Source organism: Xenorhabdus doucetiae, assembly GCF_000968195.1.
Lineage (GTDB): Bacteria > Pseudomonadota > Gammaproteobacteria > Enterobacterales > Enterobacteriaceae > Xenorhabdus > Xenorhabdus doucetiae.
The window spans coordinates 2,530,986-2,547,916 of sequence record NZ_FO704550.1 but is presented as its reverse complement, the minus strand read 5'-3'; the positions used below and the strand labels follow the sequence as shown (position 1 = coordinate 2,547,916).

Here is a 16,931-nt window from a genome sequence, read left to right as displayed (position 1 = left end):
TAATGCGGGAAATGGGGGATTTTATCCAGATAAGGCGTTTTTTGCGCACACTTTATGTTTATTACTTTCCTGACATTTACTCTGGCATTTATGTTATGGATGTCTAAACTCTCAACAAAAACCGATTAGCTACATTTAAAATAATAAACCACATAAATAATACCATTATTTATTATATACAAAATTAATTTTTTTGTAATTAATTTATGCGCCTTGATAACTCACAATTTCCCCACTGACAAAACTTAGGGAAATTGTGTTCCATATTGGTGCGTTGAGAAAGAATTCAATGCTAAATGAACGCCGTCTTTCTATGTTTTAGATAGATGATAGTGGCTTCGAGACGGGAACGGGACTTGAGTTTTTTCAATAAGTTACGGGTATGGACTTTCACGGTTTCTTCTGAAATAAAAAGGAAGTTAGCGATTTCTTTATTTGTCATTCCTTCGGCAATTTCTTTTAAAACGTCTAATTCTCGTTTGGTTAATTTTGATAACGGATCAACATAAAGGTGGCGGGTGGATAAATATTGATGGACTTTTTCACTGAACACCGCATGACCCTCTATGGCTTTTTTTATGTTGTTCAATAGAGAAGTCAGCTCGATATCTTTTAATAAATAACCATTCGCACCGGCATCAACTGCCTCGTAAATATCGCATCTGTGATCTGAATCGGAGAGTACCAGGATATAGGCATCAAGCCCTTTGCGGCGGAGAGATTTAATCGTATCAATCCCTGAAAGGCCGTGGATTTTTAAATCCATTAGAATAATGTCGGGTTTTATTTGGCAAGCGATATTAATCGCATCTTCACCATTGCCCGTTTCGGCAGTCACAATGAGTTCTCGTTCTAATTCAATCAACCCTTTTAAGCCGTGACGAATGATTGGATGATCATCAACTATCATGACTGAATGATTATGCATGTCCTTTCTCCCATATAGAAATGCAGATTTATGTTTAATAAAACATAAAAGACAGGTTCCTGCTTTATGTTAAATTGCTGTGTGGTTTTTATGGAGTATATTGAATCATCGTTAATGAGATTCTGAAAATATATCCTGATATAAAAATAGAAATATCGCAAACAGGTTAAACCACTCAGATGAAATAAAATTCACTTTCATAAGAAAATGTGTTTCCTTAATTGCCAATAATTTTCCAAATAAATAAATTTTCATAATAGTGAGAATTTGTAATCTTGTCTCGCGTGGCGCGTGGGACAAGATTTATTCCTATCATTTTGAAACGCCATTTAAATTTGGATAGATATTTTATAGATTAATTTTTGTTTTTGTAAACTTATTTTAAATGTTGATTTAAAAATGTATCTTGGATTCGCATATTAAGCGCAACACCGTAATGAACGAAGTAAATGAGTTGGGGTTCCTGTAAATAACTCATTCGGTGTTTTATAATCTCGTGTCTTACGTGGTCGATTATTTAGTCGGTTTGCCACAAGGTTAACCTCCCGCTCTGATACCTTATTAAAATCGGTTCCTTTTGGGAAGTAATCTCTGATTAATCCATTTATGTTCTCATTTATCCCTCTTTCCCAAGGGGAATACGGATGAGCAAAATAAATTTTTGTCTCTAAATTTTTACCGATCCGTTCGTGTTCGGCAAATTCGAGTCCGTTATCAAAGGTAATTGTTTTAACTTTATGTTTTATCATCGATAAATGTCTTGTCGCCGCTTTGGCAACACCTTCTGCTGTTTTATCTTCAAGTTTAATGATGATCGTAAATAACGATTTTCGTTCAACTAAAGTCAATAAGGCACTTTTACGATCTTTGCCAACGATAGTATCCCCTTCCCAATCCCCAATACGCTGCTTTTTATCAACAATTTTTGGGCGCTTATCAATACTGACTCTGTTTTTAATTTTTCCTCTGTGCTCATGGCTTCCATAGCGTTTACGATACGGTTTTTTCGCTATCCTAAGATGTTGCCATAAATCACCGCCATTTATTTTATCTTTATAAATCAATCGATAAATTGTTTCATGATGTAAAGAGATTTTCGCTTCCCGCTTGAGATAACCCACAACTTGTTCCGGACTTAAATCTTGCCAAATTAACTGTTTTATCCACTTTGTTATCTCTGGCGTGATTTTTACGGCTTTTACCTTAGAATGACGGCGTTCTAATGCTTTACGCTGAGCTTGTTCAGGTTCATATTTCTCGGCTTCCCGGTTTCGTCTCAATTCCCGGCTAATTGTTGATGGGGCCCGATTAAGCGACGTTGCAATAAAACGTTGTGTAAAACCGGCTTCTTTTAAGCCGAAAATCTGGTATCTTTCTGTTTCGGTCAGTTGCGTATAGGCCATAGTGCATTTTCCTTTGGCGAGAAAGATGCCTACTATAGCAACTGACCGCCTTTCTTAGAAATTGCACTTACTATGCGAATCCAAGTATCTTTAATTAATTTATCAGGTTATTAATTAGAGATAAAATACCTCTCTATGGGTATCATTAGGATAATATCCCTATAATGTTGATCAAATAACATTCCAACATTGTCGATCACTTCCTTACTCCTTTTGTTTGTTTTTTGCGCCTTGATTTTAAAGATTATGCACAAAATGCCGCTGACATCATGATTTAACCTTCTGTAACTATTATACTGAAACCATTTTTACTAAGACATGACGCGTAAGGGATCTGATGATGGATGAAAAATTAAAACAAAGTGCTCTTGATTTTCATGAGTTTCCACAACCTGGAAAAATTACAGTGACACCCACCAAGCCACTGACAACACAACGTGATTTGGCATTAGCATACTCACCGGGGGTTGCTGCGCCTTGTCTTGAAATAGCAGAAGATCCTTTGGCAGCCTATAAATATACGGCACGTGGCAATCTTGTTGCGGTTATCTCCAATGGTAGTGCTGTGTTAGGGTTGGGGAATATCGGCGCACTGGCCGGTAAACCGGTTATGGAAGGTAAGGGCGTTTTATTCAAGAAATTCTCTGGGATCGATGTTTTTGACATTGAAGTGGATGAATCCAACCCTGATAAATTAATTGATATCATTGCGGCACTGGAGCCCACTTTCGGCGGTATTAACCTTGAAGATATCAAAGCACCGGAGTGTTTTTACATTGAACAGAAACTCCGTGAGCGCATGAAAATTCCGGTATTCCACGATGATCAACATGGGACGGCAATTATCTGTACCGCCGCGGTACTAAATGGATTGCGGGTGGTTGATAAAGATATTGGTAAAGTGCGCATGGTGGTCTCAGGGGCGGGAGCGGCCTCCATTGCCTGTATGAATCTGCTGGTGGCACTGGGTCTGAAACGTGAAAATATTGTCGTTTGTGACTCAAAAGGGGTTATCTATCGCGGCCGCGAAGAGAATATGGAAAAGACCAAAGCGGATTATGCCATTGAAGATAACGGCAGCCGTACACTGGCAGATGTGATCCCTGATGCGGATATTTTCCTCGGCTGTTCCGGGCCGGGCGTATTGACACAAGACATGGTGAAAACCATGGCAAAAAGTCCGCTGATTATGGCATTGGCTAACCCAGAGCCGGAAATTTTACCGCCACTGGCAAAAGCCGTGCGCCCTGATGCCATAATTTGTACCGGTCGTTCTGATTTTCCTAATCAGGTCAATAACGTTCTCTGTTTCCCATTTATCTTCCGTGGCGCATTGGATGTTGGGGCGACCACGATTAATGAAGAGATGAAACTTGCCTGTGTGCATGCCATTGCGGATCTTGCCTTGGCGGAACAAAGTCAGGAAGTGGCTTCTGCTTACGGCGATCAAGATCTGTTCTTTGGCCCTGATTATATTATTCCGAAGCCGTTTGATCCTCGCCTGATTGTCAAAATTGCCCCGGCCGTCGCGAAAGCGGCGATGGAATCCGGTGTGGCAACCCGGCCTATTACCGATTTCGGGGCATATATCGAGAAACTCAATGAGTTTGTCTATAAAACCAACCTCTTTATGAAACCCATCTTCTCTCAAGCCAAAAAAGAGAAGAAACGTATTGTCTTGGCAGAAGGGGAAGATATTCGTGTGCTGCATGCGACACAGGAACTCGTCTCCCTTGGCCTGGCATTCCCTGTCCTGATTGGCCGCCCCGGCGTGATTGAAATGCGGATTAAAAAGCAGGGCCTGCATATTGAAGCCGGTAAAGATTTTGAAGTGGTGAACAACGAAAATGATCCACGTTTCAAAGAATATTGGCAAGAATATTATCAAATGATGAAACGCCGCGGTGTTTCACCAGAGCAGGCCCGCCGGGCGGTGATTGGCAATCCGACGCTGATAGGTGCCATCATGGTGCATCGTGGTGAAGCGGATGGCCTGATTTGTGGTACGGTTGGCGGCTATACTGAACATTACCAAGTCGTGAAGGATGTCTTTGGTTTCCGTCAGGGCGTCCATACCGCAGGTGCCATGAACGCCTTGATGTTACCAACAGGAAATACCTTTATTGCCGATACTTATGTTAATGAAGATCCAAGCCCGGAAGAGTTGGCAGAAATCACGCTGATGGCGGCGGAAACGGTACGTCGTTTTGGGATTGAACCTAAAGTGGCCCTGTTGTCACGTTCGAGTTTTGGTTCATCTGATTGCGATTCTGCGCGAAAAATGCGTAAGACTTTGGAGCTGGTTCAGCAAATGGCACCATCACTTGAAATTGATGGTGAAATGCACGGAGATGCGGCTTTGGTCGAAAGTATTCGTCGCGATATCATGCCTGACAGCCCACTGAAAGGTTCCGCCAATCTGTTAATTATGCCCAACATGGAAGCGGCACGTATCAGCTATAACTTGCTGCGTGTGACCAGTTCCGAAGGCGTCACCGTTGGTCCGGTTCTGATGGGGGTTGCAAAACCCGTTCATGTTCTGACACCGATTGCTTCTGTCCGCCGTATTGTCAATATGGTGGCATTGGCGGCAGTTGAAGCACAAACCGATCCTCTGTAAATAACGCGGAATTGCAACAGTCAATCTGGAATTAACTCACGAGTTACCCTGTTAAGTTTATGCTTAACAGGGTTTTTATTTGTAAATAATTCTCATTATCTATAGTATGCGGGCAATTTTTTAATCACAAATTTGATACTACTAAGTTATGAAAATATCTCCCCGTATAAGATCGACTTTTTTAACCTGTTCTCTCCTGCTTGGCAGTAGTATTCTCGCGGGTTGTGCCGTCACGCCAGACGGCGCGCAGAATAGCTCCCAAATGGTATTTCAAACTCTTCCTGCTGAGTTAATGCAGTCTGGTGCGGTGCTTGACATGAAAACAGGCCAAGCCATTACCCCCGATCAACTGCTGGAACAATTGGCGAATTATCCGCGTGTTATTGTGGGTGAAAAACATGACAATCCTTACCATCACCAAATCGAGTTATGGTTAGTACAACAATTGGAGAAAAAACGTCCTCATGGTTCCGTATTACTGGAAATGATTAATCCAAACCAGCAAGAAAAAGTGAATAAAGTGAAAAGCTGGTTGCAGGGGAATCCGATTGTCAGGCAAGAACGTATCCAGCAATTATTGGCGTGGCAGCAAGGCTGGCCGTGGGAATGGTACGGTGATTTAGTGACGGCGCTGATGAAAGCCCCTTATCCGCTGCTGGCGGCAAACCTGAATCGCTGTGAAGTCGATCAAGCCTATAAAGATCACCGGGCTGGGGACAGAACGTCACTGGTTGCTGATGATGTCAAAAAACTTATTGAAGCAACGATTAAAAATTCCCACGGCGGCAATATCGATGAGTTACATCTTTCTGCCATGACTAAGATCCAGCAAATGCGCGATCAACGCATGGCTGAACAACTCGTTAAAGCACCCTTACCAGCGATGTTATTTGCGGGAGGGTATCATGCGGCAAAAGCGATGGGTGTCCCTCAGCATGTGAAGAAAATCGCGCCAAATGAAAAAGTGGTGGTATTTTTCATTGCTGAACAGGGTGTTTCTTTGAACAGCGAATATGCGGATTTTGTCTGGTTTACGCCAAAAGTGAGCGAAAATATAACCAAATAACGTTAATTATCACAAGGATGTGAGTGATTAATAAATAAAAATAGTTTTCATTTATATATCTAATTGATTATCATTCATGTCAATTTATTATTGACATAATGTGCTATAAAAGATGCTGACGTACACCACGTATCAAAATGCTCACACAGGTCATGTGACAAAATCTTTTTTCGCTGCGATCACACTGCACGTCTTGTTCGTAGGATGGCTGATCCACAAACCCAAAGATATCGATATCGAGGAATTTCTTCCTCCGCCGGCGGTGATGGTGGAACTGTCAACGCAGACGGAAGCTATCCATAAAATACACGTACAGCCGATTGGCATTGAACAGCAGCTATCTGTGGCCAGTAATCAGAAAGAAAGCAAAGTTGACGAACTCAACATGCCAAAATTAGAGGTTAATGAAAATGCCTTGCTGTTGGTGGATAAGCCGAAGAAAAAAAAGAAAGAACAAGATGCACTGAAAAAACACAGCCGGTTAAGCGAGTGAAAGCCGAAGAGCAGGAAAGCGAAAAATCTCGCAGCAGTGCTGCGCCAACGACCAGTAGCGCAAAGGCGAATAATGTGACCGCTCGCACGGCAGCGTCTTATGAAAGTAACTCTGACGCTATTGCTGATGCCAAAGCCGTTTGGCAGGCAGAAGTCACGGGGCACCTGAATCGTTATAAAAAATACCCGGACGATGCCCAGAGAAGGAAACGAACAGGGCGCCCGATGGTGAAATTCACGGTAAACCAACTGGGAGCCGTGCTTGACAGTGAATTAACGCGACGTTCAGGAACTAATTCACTGGACAGGGAAGCCAGGATGGTGCTGGAAAGGTCACAGCCTTTACCTAAGCCGCCCGACGTCATTTTAACGCATGGCAGGATCACCGTTGAACTGCCGATAGATTTTTATTTATCTCAGTAAAAATACAGGATTGATGGCATGTCACAGGATAAAACCGTGTGCGAGAAAGCAGTGCGCAGTAAAAGAAGGGTGCTTGGCTTTTTGCTCGGTGGTAGTTTATTGGGGCACAGTCTTGCCACTATCGCAATGGAGGAAAATAGGGTGCTACCTATCGCCACAAAACATCTCGTCACAAAACAAGCAAATAAAATGGAAATGCACGGCGATGTTCGTGTTGATAACTATTATTGGCTACGTGATGACAATCGTCAGGATAAAAATGTTATTGATTACTTAAAAACCGAGAATCAATATACCGAGCAAATGCTGAAACCGGGTCAAGCATTGCGTGAAACCCTCTATAACGAAATGGCTGATAGAATGAGTAAAGAAGATCAGTCCGTTCCTTATACCTATAATGGGTATGTTTATCGTACCGTTTACGAGGCAGGAAAAGATTTTCCCATCTATCAGCGCAAGCCAGTCGATAATTCCAATGATTGGCAGATCATGGTTGACGGCAATGAGCGGGCAAAGGGGCATAAGTTTTATCAACTGGGTGGATTTGCGGTTACCTTAGATAACAAACGCATTGCTGTGGCGGAGGATACCCAAGGTCGTCGTAACTACAAGATCTCATTTAAGGATTTTGCAGATGCCGACTGGCAGAATGATGTGATAGAAAACACGTCCGGCAATATTTTGTGGGCGAATGATGGTGAAACGCTGTTTTATGTGCGCAGAGATCCACAAACATTACTGCCTTATCAGTTAGTTCGTCACCAATATGGCACGGATAGCCAGCAGGATAAAAAAGTCTATCAAGAAGAGGATGAGCGCTTCTACCTGTCGATTTCGGAAAGTACCTCACTGGATTATATTTTGATTTCGAGTACCAGTTATTCGAGTTCAGAATATCGGCTGATTGATGCCAACCAGCCGCAATCAGAACCGCAGATTTTTTCTGCTCGTCAGGCGGAGCGTGAATATGACCTCGACCACTTCCGTGGGCAATTCTATATCCGTTCTAATCATGAAAATCCCTTATTTGGCCTGTATCGGACAGATGCCATTAATAAACCCTGGGAAATCGTGATTGCGCCACAGGAAAATACCGATCTGGAAAATTTTGCCCTGTTTAACGATGGGTTAGTTGTGCAGGAACGCACGAAAGGATTGTCATCGATTCGCCAGATTGATTGGCAAACGCAGCAGGAGAAGCGTGTCCAATTCGATGATCCGGCCTATATGGCATCATTGGGTTATAACCCGGAACCCGATACCCATTTCTTGCGCTATAGCTATTCATCAATGACAACACCCAGTTCTGTATTCCAATGGAATATGCAAACGGGTCAGCGTGAGTTGTTGAAGCAACAGGAAGTGAAAGGGTTCAGCCAAGAGAATTATGCCAGCCAGCGTCTTTGGGTAAAAGCGCGCGATGGCGTGGAAGTGCCGGTTTCTCTGGTATACCGCAAGTCCCTGTTCAAAAAAGGGGAAAACCCGATCCTGATTTACGGTTATGGTTCTTACGGCATCAGCATGGACCCTTATTTCAGTTCAGCACTGTTAAGTTTGCTGGATCGTGGATTTGTCTACGCATTAGTGCATGTGCGTGGTGGTGGGGATTTAGGTAAAAATTGGTATCTGCAAGGTAAACTTGGGAACAAGATGAACAGTTTCCACGATTTTATCGATGCAACCAAAACCCTGATTGCTGATGGTTACGGCAATAGCCAGCGTGTTTATGCTGAAGGCGGCAGTGCGGGCGGTTTATTAATGGGCACAGTGATTAATCAGGCACCGGAACTCTATCGTGGTGTCATTGCAAAAGTGCCTTTTGTGGATGTGTTGACCACGATGCTTGATCCATCCATTCCATTAACCACGGGTGAATATGAAGAGTGGGGTAATCCAAATAATAAAGAAGATTACTTTCGGATTAAATCCTATAGTCCTTATGACAATATTCAACATCAGCGTTATCCTCATTTGTTGGTGACGACAGGTTTGCATGACTCTCAAGTGCAATATTGGGAGCCAGCAAAATGGGTAGCGAAATTAAGGGAAATGAAACAAGGCAATAGTCTGTTATTGTTAGAGACCAATATGGATACGGGGCATGGTGGAAAATCAGGGCGTTTTAATCGTCTGAATGACATTGCCTTTGATTACAGTTTCTTATTAATGTTGGATGATGCTAAAACCTATTTTCCAGAATTAAAAGACTAATAAAAAAATAGCTAATGATGACTCAAGGCGCTGATAATTTTATCAGCGTCATGGGTTTTTTATTACGCAAATTTGTGAAGCAGTGTGAGTCGTCAATCAATACTTTTTTTAATTTAGGTGATATTTTAATGAAAACTGTGGCAAAAATAGCTGGAGCCAGCGCAATGCTGATTGGGCTTCAGGGCATCGCTTATGCTGAAAATGACAATGAAAAAGAAAAAGTCGTGCGATTTAGCAGCCTGAAAGTTTCAGGCTCTCAAGATAATAAGAATGCACCTCAGATTGAAGCGATGGAAAAACCCGGCGCTTATAGTTCTGTGGGCGAAGATAATAAATTGGAATCTGTGGACAGCATATTGCGCAGCTTGCCGGGAACTTATACTCAAATGGATGCCAGTCAAGGGCAAGGAGTTGTGAGTGTTAATATTCGCGGTTTAAGTGGTTTCGGCCGCGTTAATATGATGGTGGATGGTGTTAGCCAGAGTTTTTATGGTACAGCGCCGAATGAATTTGCACATGGGCAACAGCCTTATAGCCAATTTGGCGCTTTGGTTGATCCTAACTTTATTGTGCGAGCAGATATTGCCCGTGGGCAAGCTGATGACGCTGATTCTATCAATGCCTTGGTAGGAAGTGCCAATTTCCGCACCATTGGTGTCGATGATGTCATATTTGAAGGTAATAATCTGGGAGTCCGAACTAAGTGGACATATGGTAATAATGGTATCGGCCGAAGTGGCATGATGGCTGTTGCAGGAAAAACCCAAGCATTCAGCCCAGAAGGTTCTATCGGAGCTTTGTTCGCTTTCAGTGGACACAATATTGAAGCCCATTATAGAAATGCTGATGGCGTCAGTAGTGAGGAGTTTGGTACGAGTAACACATTCAAACAAAAACCCAATTCTCAATTAATGAAATTAAATATTAAACCCAATGAATTTCATGATTTGGAATTAAGCAGCCGTCTTTACCATAATAAATTTAACCGTCGTCATATTGATAACTATGATTATTATTTGAAATATCACTACACCCCGTTTACTGAGTTAGTAGATACTAAAATCATGATCAGTACCAGTAATGGTCAACAACGTTTGCAAGATCGTGCAACGGGAGTATTAAGCGCGAGTGAAGCAAAAAGTCGCTCCGATTCTATCAATATCCGTAATACCAGCCGATTCAATTATGCTGATACTGATTTTGCATTCACGGTTGGCAGTAAATGGATGAGAACTGAATATCGTAAAAACATTGGTACCAGTTCGCCGGATGAAAAAACAGATGGTGAAATGCGTGAAAACAATGGATTTTCCCCAAGTGGTAAGCAAGATATTGCCAGTATTTATAGTAAGTTAAAAATTGAACGTGGCATTTACACTGCTGATCTGATGCTAAACTATCAGGATTATAGTGTTAAGGGTTTAAAACCCGCTTGTGATGAACGTGTCAATTGCTTCCCGCAAGGAGAGGCTCAATTAAACTTAAAAGAGCGTGGATTTAATCCAAGTATTTTATTGTCGGCAGAAATTATTCCTGAATTTCAACCATTTGTGAGTTATACGCATTCAATGCGGGCACCCAATGCTCAGGAAATTTTTCATTCCAACGATGCTGGTACTTCTATTAACCCATTCCTTAAAGGAGAAAAAGCAGAAACCTATCAAATTGGATTTAATAGCTATCGCCCAAATTTAATTGTAGATGGAGACACATTTCGGCTAAAGGCAACGTTATTCCATACTAAAATTAAAAATTATATTAGCAGTGATCCTTATATGCTTTGTAAATAGGTTTTCAAAATAGTAGATCACTTGAAGGGAACTCAGTCCGATTTTCGCGATCTGATTAATCGCCAAATCAAAACAAATCCCAAAATGGACTGAGTCATGCCAATCATAACATCAATACCCCGAAATGAACGACGTCAAATGAAAAAAGCTATCCAGAAAACCCGGGATAAGAACTATGCACGTCGCCTCACCGCGCTCTTGATGTTGCATGAAGGGAGTACGGTTTCTCACGTTTCCAGAACGCTTCACTGTTCACGTTCTTCAGTTAATCGTTGGGTAAATTGGTTAACATTATACGGGTTGGAAGGGCTTAAAAGCCTCCCTGCGGGAAGGCCTGCCATCTGGAATTTAGCCCCGCTTCTCTCCGTCATTTCTTTCTTATTACAGCACTCTCCACAACATCTTGGCTATCTCCGTTCACGATGGAGCCTTGAACTGATTACACTTAAAATCAATGAGATACTGAATATATCGCTCTCTCAAAGTACACTCTATCGCTACTTTTGTCGGGCGGGCATCGTTTGGCGAAGGGCGGCGCCAACCTTAAAATTACCTGACCCTGAGTATGATGAAAAAATGGCCAAAATCAGCGAGGCGTTATCCAATGCCTCAGGGAAACATCCTGTCTTATATGAGGATGAAGTGGACATCAACCTTAACCCGAAAATCGGTGCAGACTGGTGCTTCAAAGGACAGCAAAAGCGTGTTGTTACCCCCGGAAAGAACCAAAAACACTACCTTGCGGGTTGCCTCAATGCGAAAACGAAAGAAATCACGTATGTCGGTGGCTTGAGAAAGAACTCAGATTTATTTATCAAATTGTTAGATGAAATTAATCATCAATATACCAGTGCCAAGACAATCACGTTAATTTTAGATAACTATTGCATTCATAAGAGCCGGAAGGTCAGGGTTTGGCTGGCAAAAAATCCCCAATTTAACCTTCTCTTTTTACAGTCCTATTCCCCGTGGTTGAATAAAATTGAACGTCTATGGCAATCCTTGCATGAAACCGTGACACGAAACCACTGCTGCCAATTTATGTGGCAGTTGCTTCACCATGTCAAAATCTTCATGGAAACCGCTTCCTTACAACAGCAGAAACCGGGGATGAGAAAAATGGGTGTATCACAATTATGAAAACCTATTTACTGAAAAGAAAATGTGTAAACTTGATGGAAAATTGACGGCTGAGGAAGAGAATTCACTTAATCCAAATGTTTCTGCTTATATCTATACCAATAGCCTGAAACCAGTAATTATGAAAGGTTATGAAATTTCTGCTAATTATGATGCAGGCGTGTTCTATAGTACATTGGCATATAGCCAGCAAAAAACACAGCAACCGACATCAATAGCAACATATTATTTTGGAGGAAGTCCGGAATCTCAATTACCAGAACGTTATCTGACATTAGATACAGGAGTTCGTTTTTTGGATGAAAAACTTCGGATAGGAACCATTATAAAATATACAGGGCAATCTTATCATCAAAGTCCTGAAGATGAGCGGGATGAAGATAATAAAATCGTAATGCAAAAATCAGACAAAATTCCGACAATTATTGATTTGTATACAGATTATCAAATCAATAAAAATATTTTGGTTAAATTTTCAATTCAAAATTTAACCAATAGAAGCTATGCTGATGCACTGAACCGTATGAATTCATCGCCAATCATGGCTCAACAGGATTCTAAAACGCAAACCGCTCGTGGCCGAACCTACGTGATGGGAGCAGAAATTCGTTTCTAATATTTTCTTAAAGTTTAAATGAGTACATAAAAATAGCGGTGAAGTTTCACCGCTATTTTGCTAAATCTATTTTATTTTTATCTTGATATTTTGGATTTTTATTTGGTAACTTAGATACTCTGCAATCTGGTTTTTAGTATAATATAAACTTTATTTATAATAGATTATATAAAATAGATATGTTGGGTTATTTATATTTTTTTATTCTATATTTCTTTGCTGAATAATAGTTAATATTTCTTTAAAACCTGAAATTGCTATATCTATGATATTTTTTATTTCTATTTTAATTAATGTATCATCAGGGATAATTCCACTGTCCATTAATAACTGAAATATATCTTTAAGTAATTTTCCTATATTATCAATCCCTTGTAAGAGATCCAAGAATGATTTTTCACTGAGGGCTAAGTTTGTTTTTACATCTGTTAACTCTTTCATGGTTACCTCGCTATGTAATTATTATGTGTGTTATTTTACTGCTAAGGGTGAAATAAAAATATCACTAGTCGGACAGAGGAATTAAAAAAATAATTGAGAAAATTTAACTTAACTGTTGACTGAAAATGATAATAGCTATCCAAGTAAATAGCCACTCCAGAAATTTTACCAGGGTGGTGTTCATTTTTTATCCTTAATAAATAGATCTTCAATAATCTTTTCAATAGCCTCGGCCAATCTGTTTATGACAGTAGTTATAATCTTCACTATGTCAGCAGAAATAACATCAGCATCTCTCAATGTATTTAATAAATCATCGATTGTTGTTGCTATATCGCCAACAAGACTTTCGATATCAGTCCATATTTTTTTATCAAGAGTTTTATTTGGTTCTATGGGGGTTGAGTTTGTCATAATTTCCTCACTACTTAATGTTGTGTGTAATAAAATTTAATATACTAATCCATTTCCATATATTGGGAAAGCTGTCTACTCCTTTAGGAATCTATATTAATAATTGAATAATAAGAAAAATAATCATAAGAATTATTTTAATGATCTGTAAATACTAACATTCTTAAAATACAACCTCCTGATTGATCTATTTTGTTATTTTATATATCCAAAATCTCCATTTTGGATAGTAACTAAAAAATAATTTCATCGATAAACTAAGTATAGAATAAAGATATCATTCATCAACCAGAAAAATAGAAAAAAAGATGGATAGGGGGCTATTTTTAGCATAAACCCCTAATTAACTTCGCATATCCAGACTAATTTAATTTCTTTCTCTTGCTGACTTTTTTCACCTGTGTTACCTGACTCTCAATCCACCCATCCTGCAAGTGTGTTTTCACCTTGTCCCCTGTTTTTACCTGCTTAACCTGTTTCAACAAATTCCCGTCAGATAGCTCGCTGATACTGTAACCGCGACTTAATGTTGCCAGCGGGCTAACCGCCTCCATGCGCGAACAGGAAACGGCAAATTTTTGCCGATAACGCCCTAATTGTCGTTCAATGGCCTGTTTTAAGCGAAAATCAAGCTGCTGAATAGATTGACTGTAATGCTGAATTTCCCGTTCAGGGCGGATTTGCAACAACCGCTGATTCAGCTTCTCATAGGAAATTGACTGCTGTTTTAAACAACGTAATAAGCTATCAACTAATTTTTGGCGTAACTCCGCCAAATAATTCTGCTGACGCGCTAATCGCAAATCAGGGCGTTGCTGCTGGAGACGGTGTTGCAATAGATTAAATACCCGTTGTTTCTGGGCAAAGAAATAATCCATCGCCATTTCAAGGCGTTGTTGCAGGGATTGTATTTGCCGTAATAACTCTATTTGGTTGCGGCTGACCAATTCTGCTGCCGCAGAAGGCGTTGGTGCCCGTAAATCAGCGACAAAATCTGCAATGGTAATATCGGTTTCATGCCCGACAGCGCTAATAATTGGAATACGGCTTTGGAATATGGCTCGTGCAACGCGTTCGTCATTGAAACACCACAAATCCTCCAGTGAACCGCCACCACGCCCGACAATCAGGACATCACACTCTTGTCGCGCATTTGCCAGTTCAATCGCCCGGATAATTTGTAATGGGGCTTCATCACCCTGAACCGCAGTAGGATAAATGACAATAGGTAAGGAAGGATCACGGCGTTGCAAGATGTTCAGAATATCGTGCAGTGCTGCGCCACTGGCGGAAGTAATAACACCGAGCCGTTTTGCCGGCGAGGGCAGGGTTTTTTTGTGAATTTGATCAAATAAACCTTCCGTGGAGAGTTTTTGCTTCAACATTTCAAACTGCTGTTGTAACAAACCCTCTCCGGCAGGCTGGATACTTTCCACAATCAGTTGATAATCACCCCTAGGCTCATACAGGGTAATTTGTGCCCGAACCAAGACCTGCTGCCCGTTTTGCGGGCGAAACGTGGCTCTCAGGTTGTGACTTCGAAACATGGCGGCACGAATTTGTGCTCGTTCATCTTTTAAGGTGAAGTACCAATGCCCTGATGATGGCTGAGAAAAATTGGACATTTCGGCGGATAACCAAATTCTGCCCATTTCCAGCTCTAATAACTGGCGAACAGTTTGATTTAAACGGCTAACAGAAAAAATTCCGCTATGAGTTGGTCGTGACATGTGAGCTAGATCAAATTTTAAAACAAGGACTTAATTAACCGATATTAGTCTCATCGGCTGACTAAGCAAGAATTTTTTTCAAAAAATGCTGGAGGCAACCGGTTTCGGCCTGTATAATGCCGCGGCAATATTTTATCCCTCTTATTGCTCCATAGCCTGGTGAGATATTGCCCATGTTACGAATTAGAAAAGAAGCATTAACTTTTGACGATGTATTGTTGGTTCCCGCCCACTCCACAGTCTTGCCTAACACAGCAGATTTGTCCACCCAATTAACTTCCACCATTCGCCTGAACGTGCCCATGCTGTCTGCGGCCATGGATACCGTGACGGAATCTTCATTGGCAATCGCACTGGCACAGGAAGGGGGCATTGGCTTCATTCACAAAAATATGTCCATTGAGCGTCAGGCGGAAGAAGTCAGTCGTGTGAAGAAACATGAAAGCGGCGTGGTGACCGATCCCGTTACTGTCACGCCACAAACGACGCTGCGTGAAGTCCAGGAACTGGCTGAACGTAATGGCTTTGCGGGTTATCCGGTGGTAACCGGAGCGAACGAGTTGGTGGGGATCATTACCGGCCGTGATGTCCGTTTTGTGACTGATCTGGATCAGCCCGTAACCGCGGTGATGACGCCGAAAGCACGTTTGGTGACAGTCAAAGAAGGCGAAGCCCGTGAAGTGGTTTTGCAGAAGATGCACGAGCAACGTGTTGAAAAAGCGCTGGTTGTTGATGATGAATTCCACCTGCTTGGCATGATTACGGTGAAAGATTTCCAGAAAGCGGAACGTAAGCCGAATGCATGTAAAGACGAACAAGGCCGCCTGCGTGTTGGTGCGGCGGTGGGTGCCGGTGCTGGCAACGAAGAACGCATTGATGCCTTGGTGGCTGCGGGTGTAGACGTACTGCTGATTGACTCTTCCCACGGTCATTCTGAAGGGGTGTTGCAGCGTATTCGTGAAACTCGCATTAAATATCCGGATTTGCAAATCATCGGCGGTAACGTCGCGACGGGTGAAGGTGCCAAAGCGCTGGTGGAAGCGGGTGTAAACGCAGTGAAAGTGGGTATCGGCCCAGGTTCTATTTGTACAACCCGTATTGTTACCGGTGTGGGTGTTCCTCAAATCACCGCCATTGCAGACGCAGTTGAAGCGCTGGAAGGGACTGGCATTCCGGTTATTGCAGACGGTGGTATTCGCTTCTCTGGTGATATCGCTAAAGCGATTGCAGCAGGTGCAGCCTGTGTGATGGTGGGTTCTATGTTGGCAGGGACAGAAGAATCTCCGGGTGAAATTGAACTCTACCAAGGCCGTTCGTTCAAATCTTACCGCGGCATGGGTTCTCTGGGCGCGATGTCCAAAGGCTCTTCTGACCGTTATTTCCAGACTGATAATGCGGCTGACAAACTAGTGCCGGAAGGTATCGAAGGTCGTGTGGCTTACAAAGGCCTGTTGAAAAACATCGTTCACCAACAGATGGGCGGCCTGCGTTCCTGTATGGGGCTGACCGGTTGTGCAACCATTGATGAACTGAGAACAAAAGCAGAATTTGTGCGTATCAGTGGTGCCGGTATTCAGGAAAGCCACGTTCATGACGTGACGATCACCAAAGAATCACCAAACTACCGTTTAGGTCTGTAATCTATTTAACGTGGCCC

At 41.9% G+C, this 16,931-nt stretch carries 13 protein-coding genes and 1 pseudogene; 9 read left to right on the top strand and 5 right to left on the bottom strand.

All coding sequences use genetic code 11. From position 1 onward, the window contains the following. Positions 1–292: 292 nt before the first annotated feature. Both XDD1_RS11095 and XDD1_RS11085 read right to left on the bottom strand, forming a co-directional pair. Entirely contained in the window at positions 293–928 is a 636-nt protein-coding gene (locus XDD1_RS11095; protein ID WP_045971166.1) for a response regulator, read from the bottom strand. 419 nt (positions 929–1,347) lie between these two features. After that, positions 1,348–2,331, bottom strand: a complete 984-nt coding sequence (locus XDD1_RS11085; RefSeq protein ID WP_045968417.1) for an IS30 family transposase — start codon at positions 2,329–2,331, stop codon at positions 1,348–1,350. Positions 2,332–2,671: 340 nt separating this feature from the next. Here XDD1_RS11085 and maeB point away from each other — a divergent pair, with 340 nt between their 5' ends. From maeB to XDD1_RS11050, 8 genes and pseudogenes are all read left to right on the top strand, one after another. Beyond that, complete coding sequence (maeB, locus tag XDD1_RS11080; protein ID WP_045971162.1) at positions 2,672–4,951, top strand: NADP-dependent oxaloacetate-decarboxylating malate dehydrogenase; 2,280 nt, start codon at positions 2,672–2,674, stop codon at positions 4,949–4,951. A gap of 148 nt (positions 4,952–5,099) precedes the next feature. Further along, positions 5,100–6,017 carry a ChaN family lipoprotein gene (locus XDD1_RS11075; RefSeq protein WP_045971160.1) on the top strand — a complete coding sequence of 306 codons (918 nt, stop codon included), beginning with the start codon at positions 5,100–5,102 and terminating at the stop codon, positions 6,015–6,017. Positions 6,018–6,129: 112 nt separating this feature from the next. Continuing rightward, the gene (locus XDD1_RS19985; RefSeq protein WP_231854393.1) at positions 6,130–6,510 is read left to right on the top strand and encodes a hypothetical protein; all 381 of its coding nucleotides are present in this window, start codon (positions 6,130–6,132) and stop codon (positions 6,508–6,510) included. Beyond that, positions 6,507–6,932 (top strand): TonB family protein, encoded by a 426-nt coding sequence (locus XDD1_RS19980; protein WP_231854392.1) that lies wholly within the window; start codon positions 6,507–6,509, stop codon positions 6,930–6,932. The genes XDD1_RS19985 and XDD1_RS19980 overlap by 4 nt, the downstream gene beginning before the upstream one ends. An 18-nt stretch (positions 6,933–6,950) precedes the next feature. After that, entirely contained in the window at positions 6,951–9,143 is a 2,193-nt protein-coding gene (locus tag XDD1_RS11065) for a S9 family peptidase (RefSeq protein WP_084721014.1), read from the top strand. 128 nt (positions 9,144–9,271) lie between these two features. Then, positions 9,272–10,930 (top strand): annotated as a pseudogene (locus XDD1_RS11060) (TonB-dependent receptor domain-containing protein); the annotation flags it as partial. A gap of 99 nt (positions 10,931–11,029) precedes the next feature. Beyond that, on the top strand, positions 11,030–12,073 hold the full coding sequence (locus tag XDD1_RS11055) for an IS630 family transposase (protein ID WP_045971158.1): 1,044 nt from the start codon (positions 11,030–11,032) through the stop codon (positions 12,071–12,073). 22 nt (positions 12,074–12,095) lie between these two features. Then, the gene (locus tag XDD1_RS11050; RefSeq protein ID WP_148886089.1) at positions 12,096–12,689 is read left to right on the top strand and encodes a TonB-dependent receptor domain-containing protein; all 594 of its coding nucleotides are present in this window, start codon (positions 12,096–12,098) and stop codon (positions 12,687–12,689) included. A 201-nt stretch (positions 12,690–12,890) separates the two neighbouring features. Here XDD1_RS11050 and XDD1_RS11045 read toward each other — a convergent pair whose 3' ends face one another. The 3 genes from XDD1_RS11045 to xseA all read right to left on the bottom strand — a co-directional run bounded on the left by XDD1_RS11045 (position 12,891) and on the right by xseA (position 15,274). Next, the gene (locus XDD1_RS11045; protein WP_045971155.1) at positions 12,891–13,130 is read right to left on the bottom strand and encodes a hypothetical protein; all 240 of its coding nucleotides are present in this window, start codon (positions 13,128–13,130) and stop codon (positions 12,891–12,893) included. Positions 13,131–13,310: 180 nt separating this feature from the next. After that, entirely contained in the window at positions 13,311–13,544 is a 234-nt protein-coding gene (locus XDD1_RS11040) for a hypothetical protein (protein ID WP_045971153.1), read from the bottom strand. 362 nt (positions 13,545–13,906) lie between these two features. Further along, positions 13,907–15,274: an exodeoxyribonuclease VII large subunit gene (gene xseA / locus XDD1_RS11035; protein ID WP_045971151.1), complete on the bottom strand. Its 1,368-nt coding sequence runs from the start codon at positions 15,272–15,274 to the stop codon at positions 13,907–13,909. Positions 15,275–15,447: 173 nt separating this feature from the next. Here xseA and guaB point away from each other — a divergent pair, with 173 nt between their 5' ends. Further along, positions 15,448–16,914 carry an IMP dehydrogenase gene (gene guaB, locus XDD1_RS11030; RefSeq protein WP_045971149.1) on the top strand — a complete coding sequence of 489 codons (1,467 nt, stop codon included), beginning with the start codon at positions 15,448–15,450 and terminating at the stop codon, positions 16,912–16,914. Positions 16,915–16,931: the final 17 nt, after the last annotated feature.

Bases quoted from the DNA above. Each gene is read 5' to 3' on its own strand.
- XDD1_RS11085 (WP_045968417.1), bottom strand. From the start codon at position 2,331: ATGGCCTATACGCAACTGACCGAAACAGAAAGATACCAGATTTTCGGC.
- XDD1_RS11065 (WP_084721014.1), top strand. From the start codon at position 6,951: ATGTCACAGGATAAAACCGTGTGCGAGAAAGCAGTGCGCAGTAAAAGA.
- maeB (WP_045971162.1), top strand. From the start codon at position 2,672: ATGGATGAAAAATTAAAACAAAGTGCTCTTGATTTTCATGAGTTTCCA.
- xseA (WP_045971151.1), bottom strand. From the start codon at position 15,274: ATGTCACGACCAACTCATAGCGGAATTTTTTCTGTTAGCCGTTTAAAT.
- XDD1_RS11055 (WP_045971158.1), top strand. From the start codon at position 11,030: ATGCCAATCATAACATCAATACCCCGAAATGAACGACGTCAAATGAAA.
- XDD1_RS11040 (WP_045971153.1), bottom strand. From the start codon at position 13,544: ATGACAAACTCAACCCCCATAGAACCAAATAAAACTCTTGATAAAAAA.
- XDD1_RS11095 (WP_045971166.1), bottom strand. From the start codon at position 928: ATGCATAATCATTCAGTCATGATAGTTGATGATCATCCAATCATTCGT.
- XDD1_RS11075 (WP_045971160.1), top strand. From the start codon at position 5,100: ATGAAAATATCTCCCCGTATAAGATCGACTTTTTTAACCTGTTCTCTC.
- XDD1_RS11050 (WP_148886089.1), top strand. From the start codon at position 12,096: ATGTGTAAACTTGATGGAAAATTGACGGCTGAGGAAGAGAATTCACTT.
- XDD1_RS19985 (WP_231854393.1), top strand. From the start codon at position 6,130: ATGCTGACGTACACCACGTATCAAAATGCTCACACAGGTCATGTGACA.
- XDD1_RS11045 (WP_045971155.1), bottom strand. From the start codon at position 13,130: ATGAAAGAGTTAACAGATGTAAAAACAAACTTAGCCCTCAGTGAAAAA.
- guaB (WP_045971149.1), top strand. From the start codon at position 15,448: ATGTTACGAATTAGAAAAGAAGCATTAACTTTTGACGATGTATTGTTG.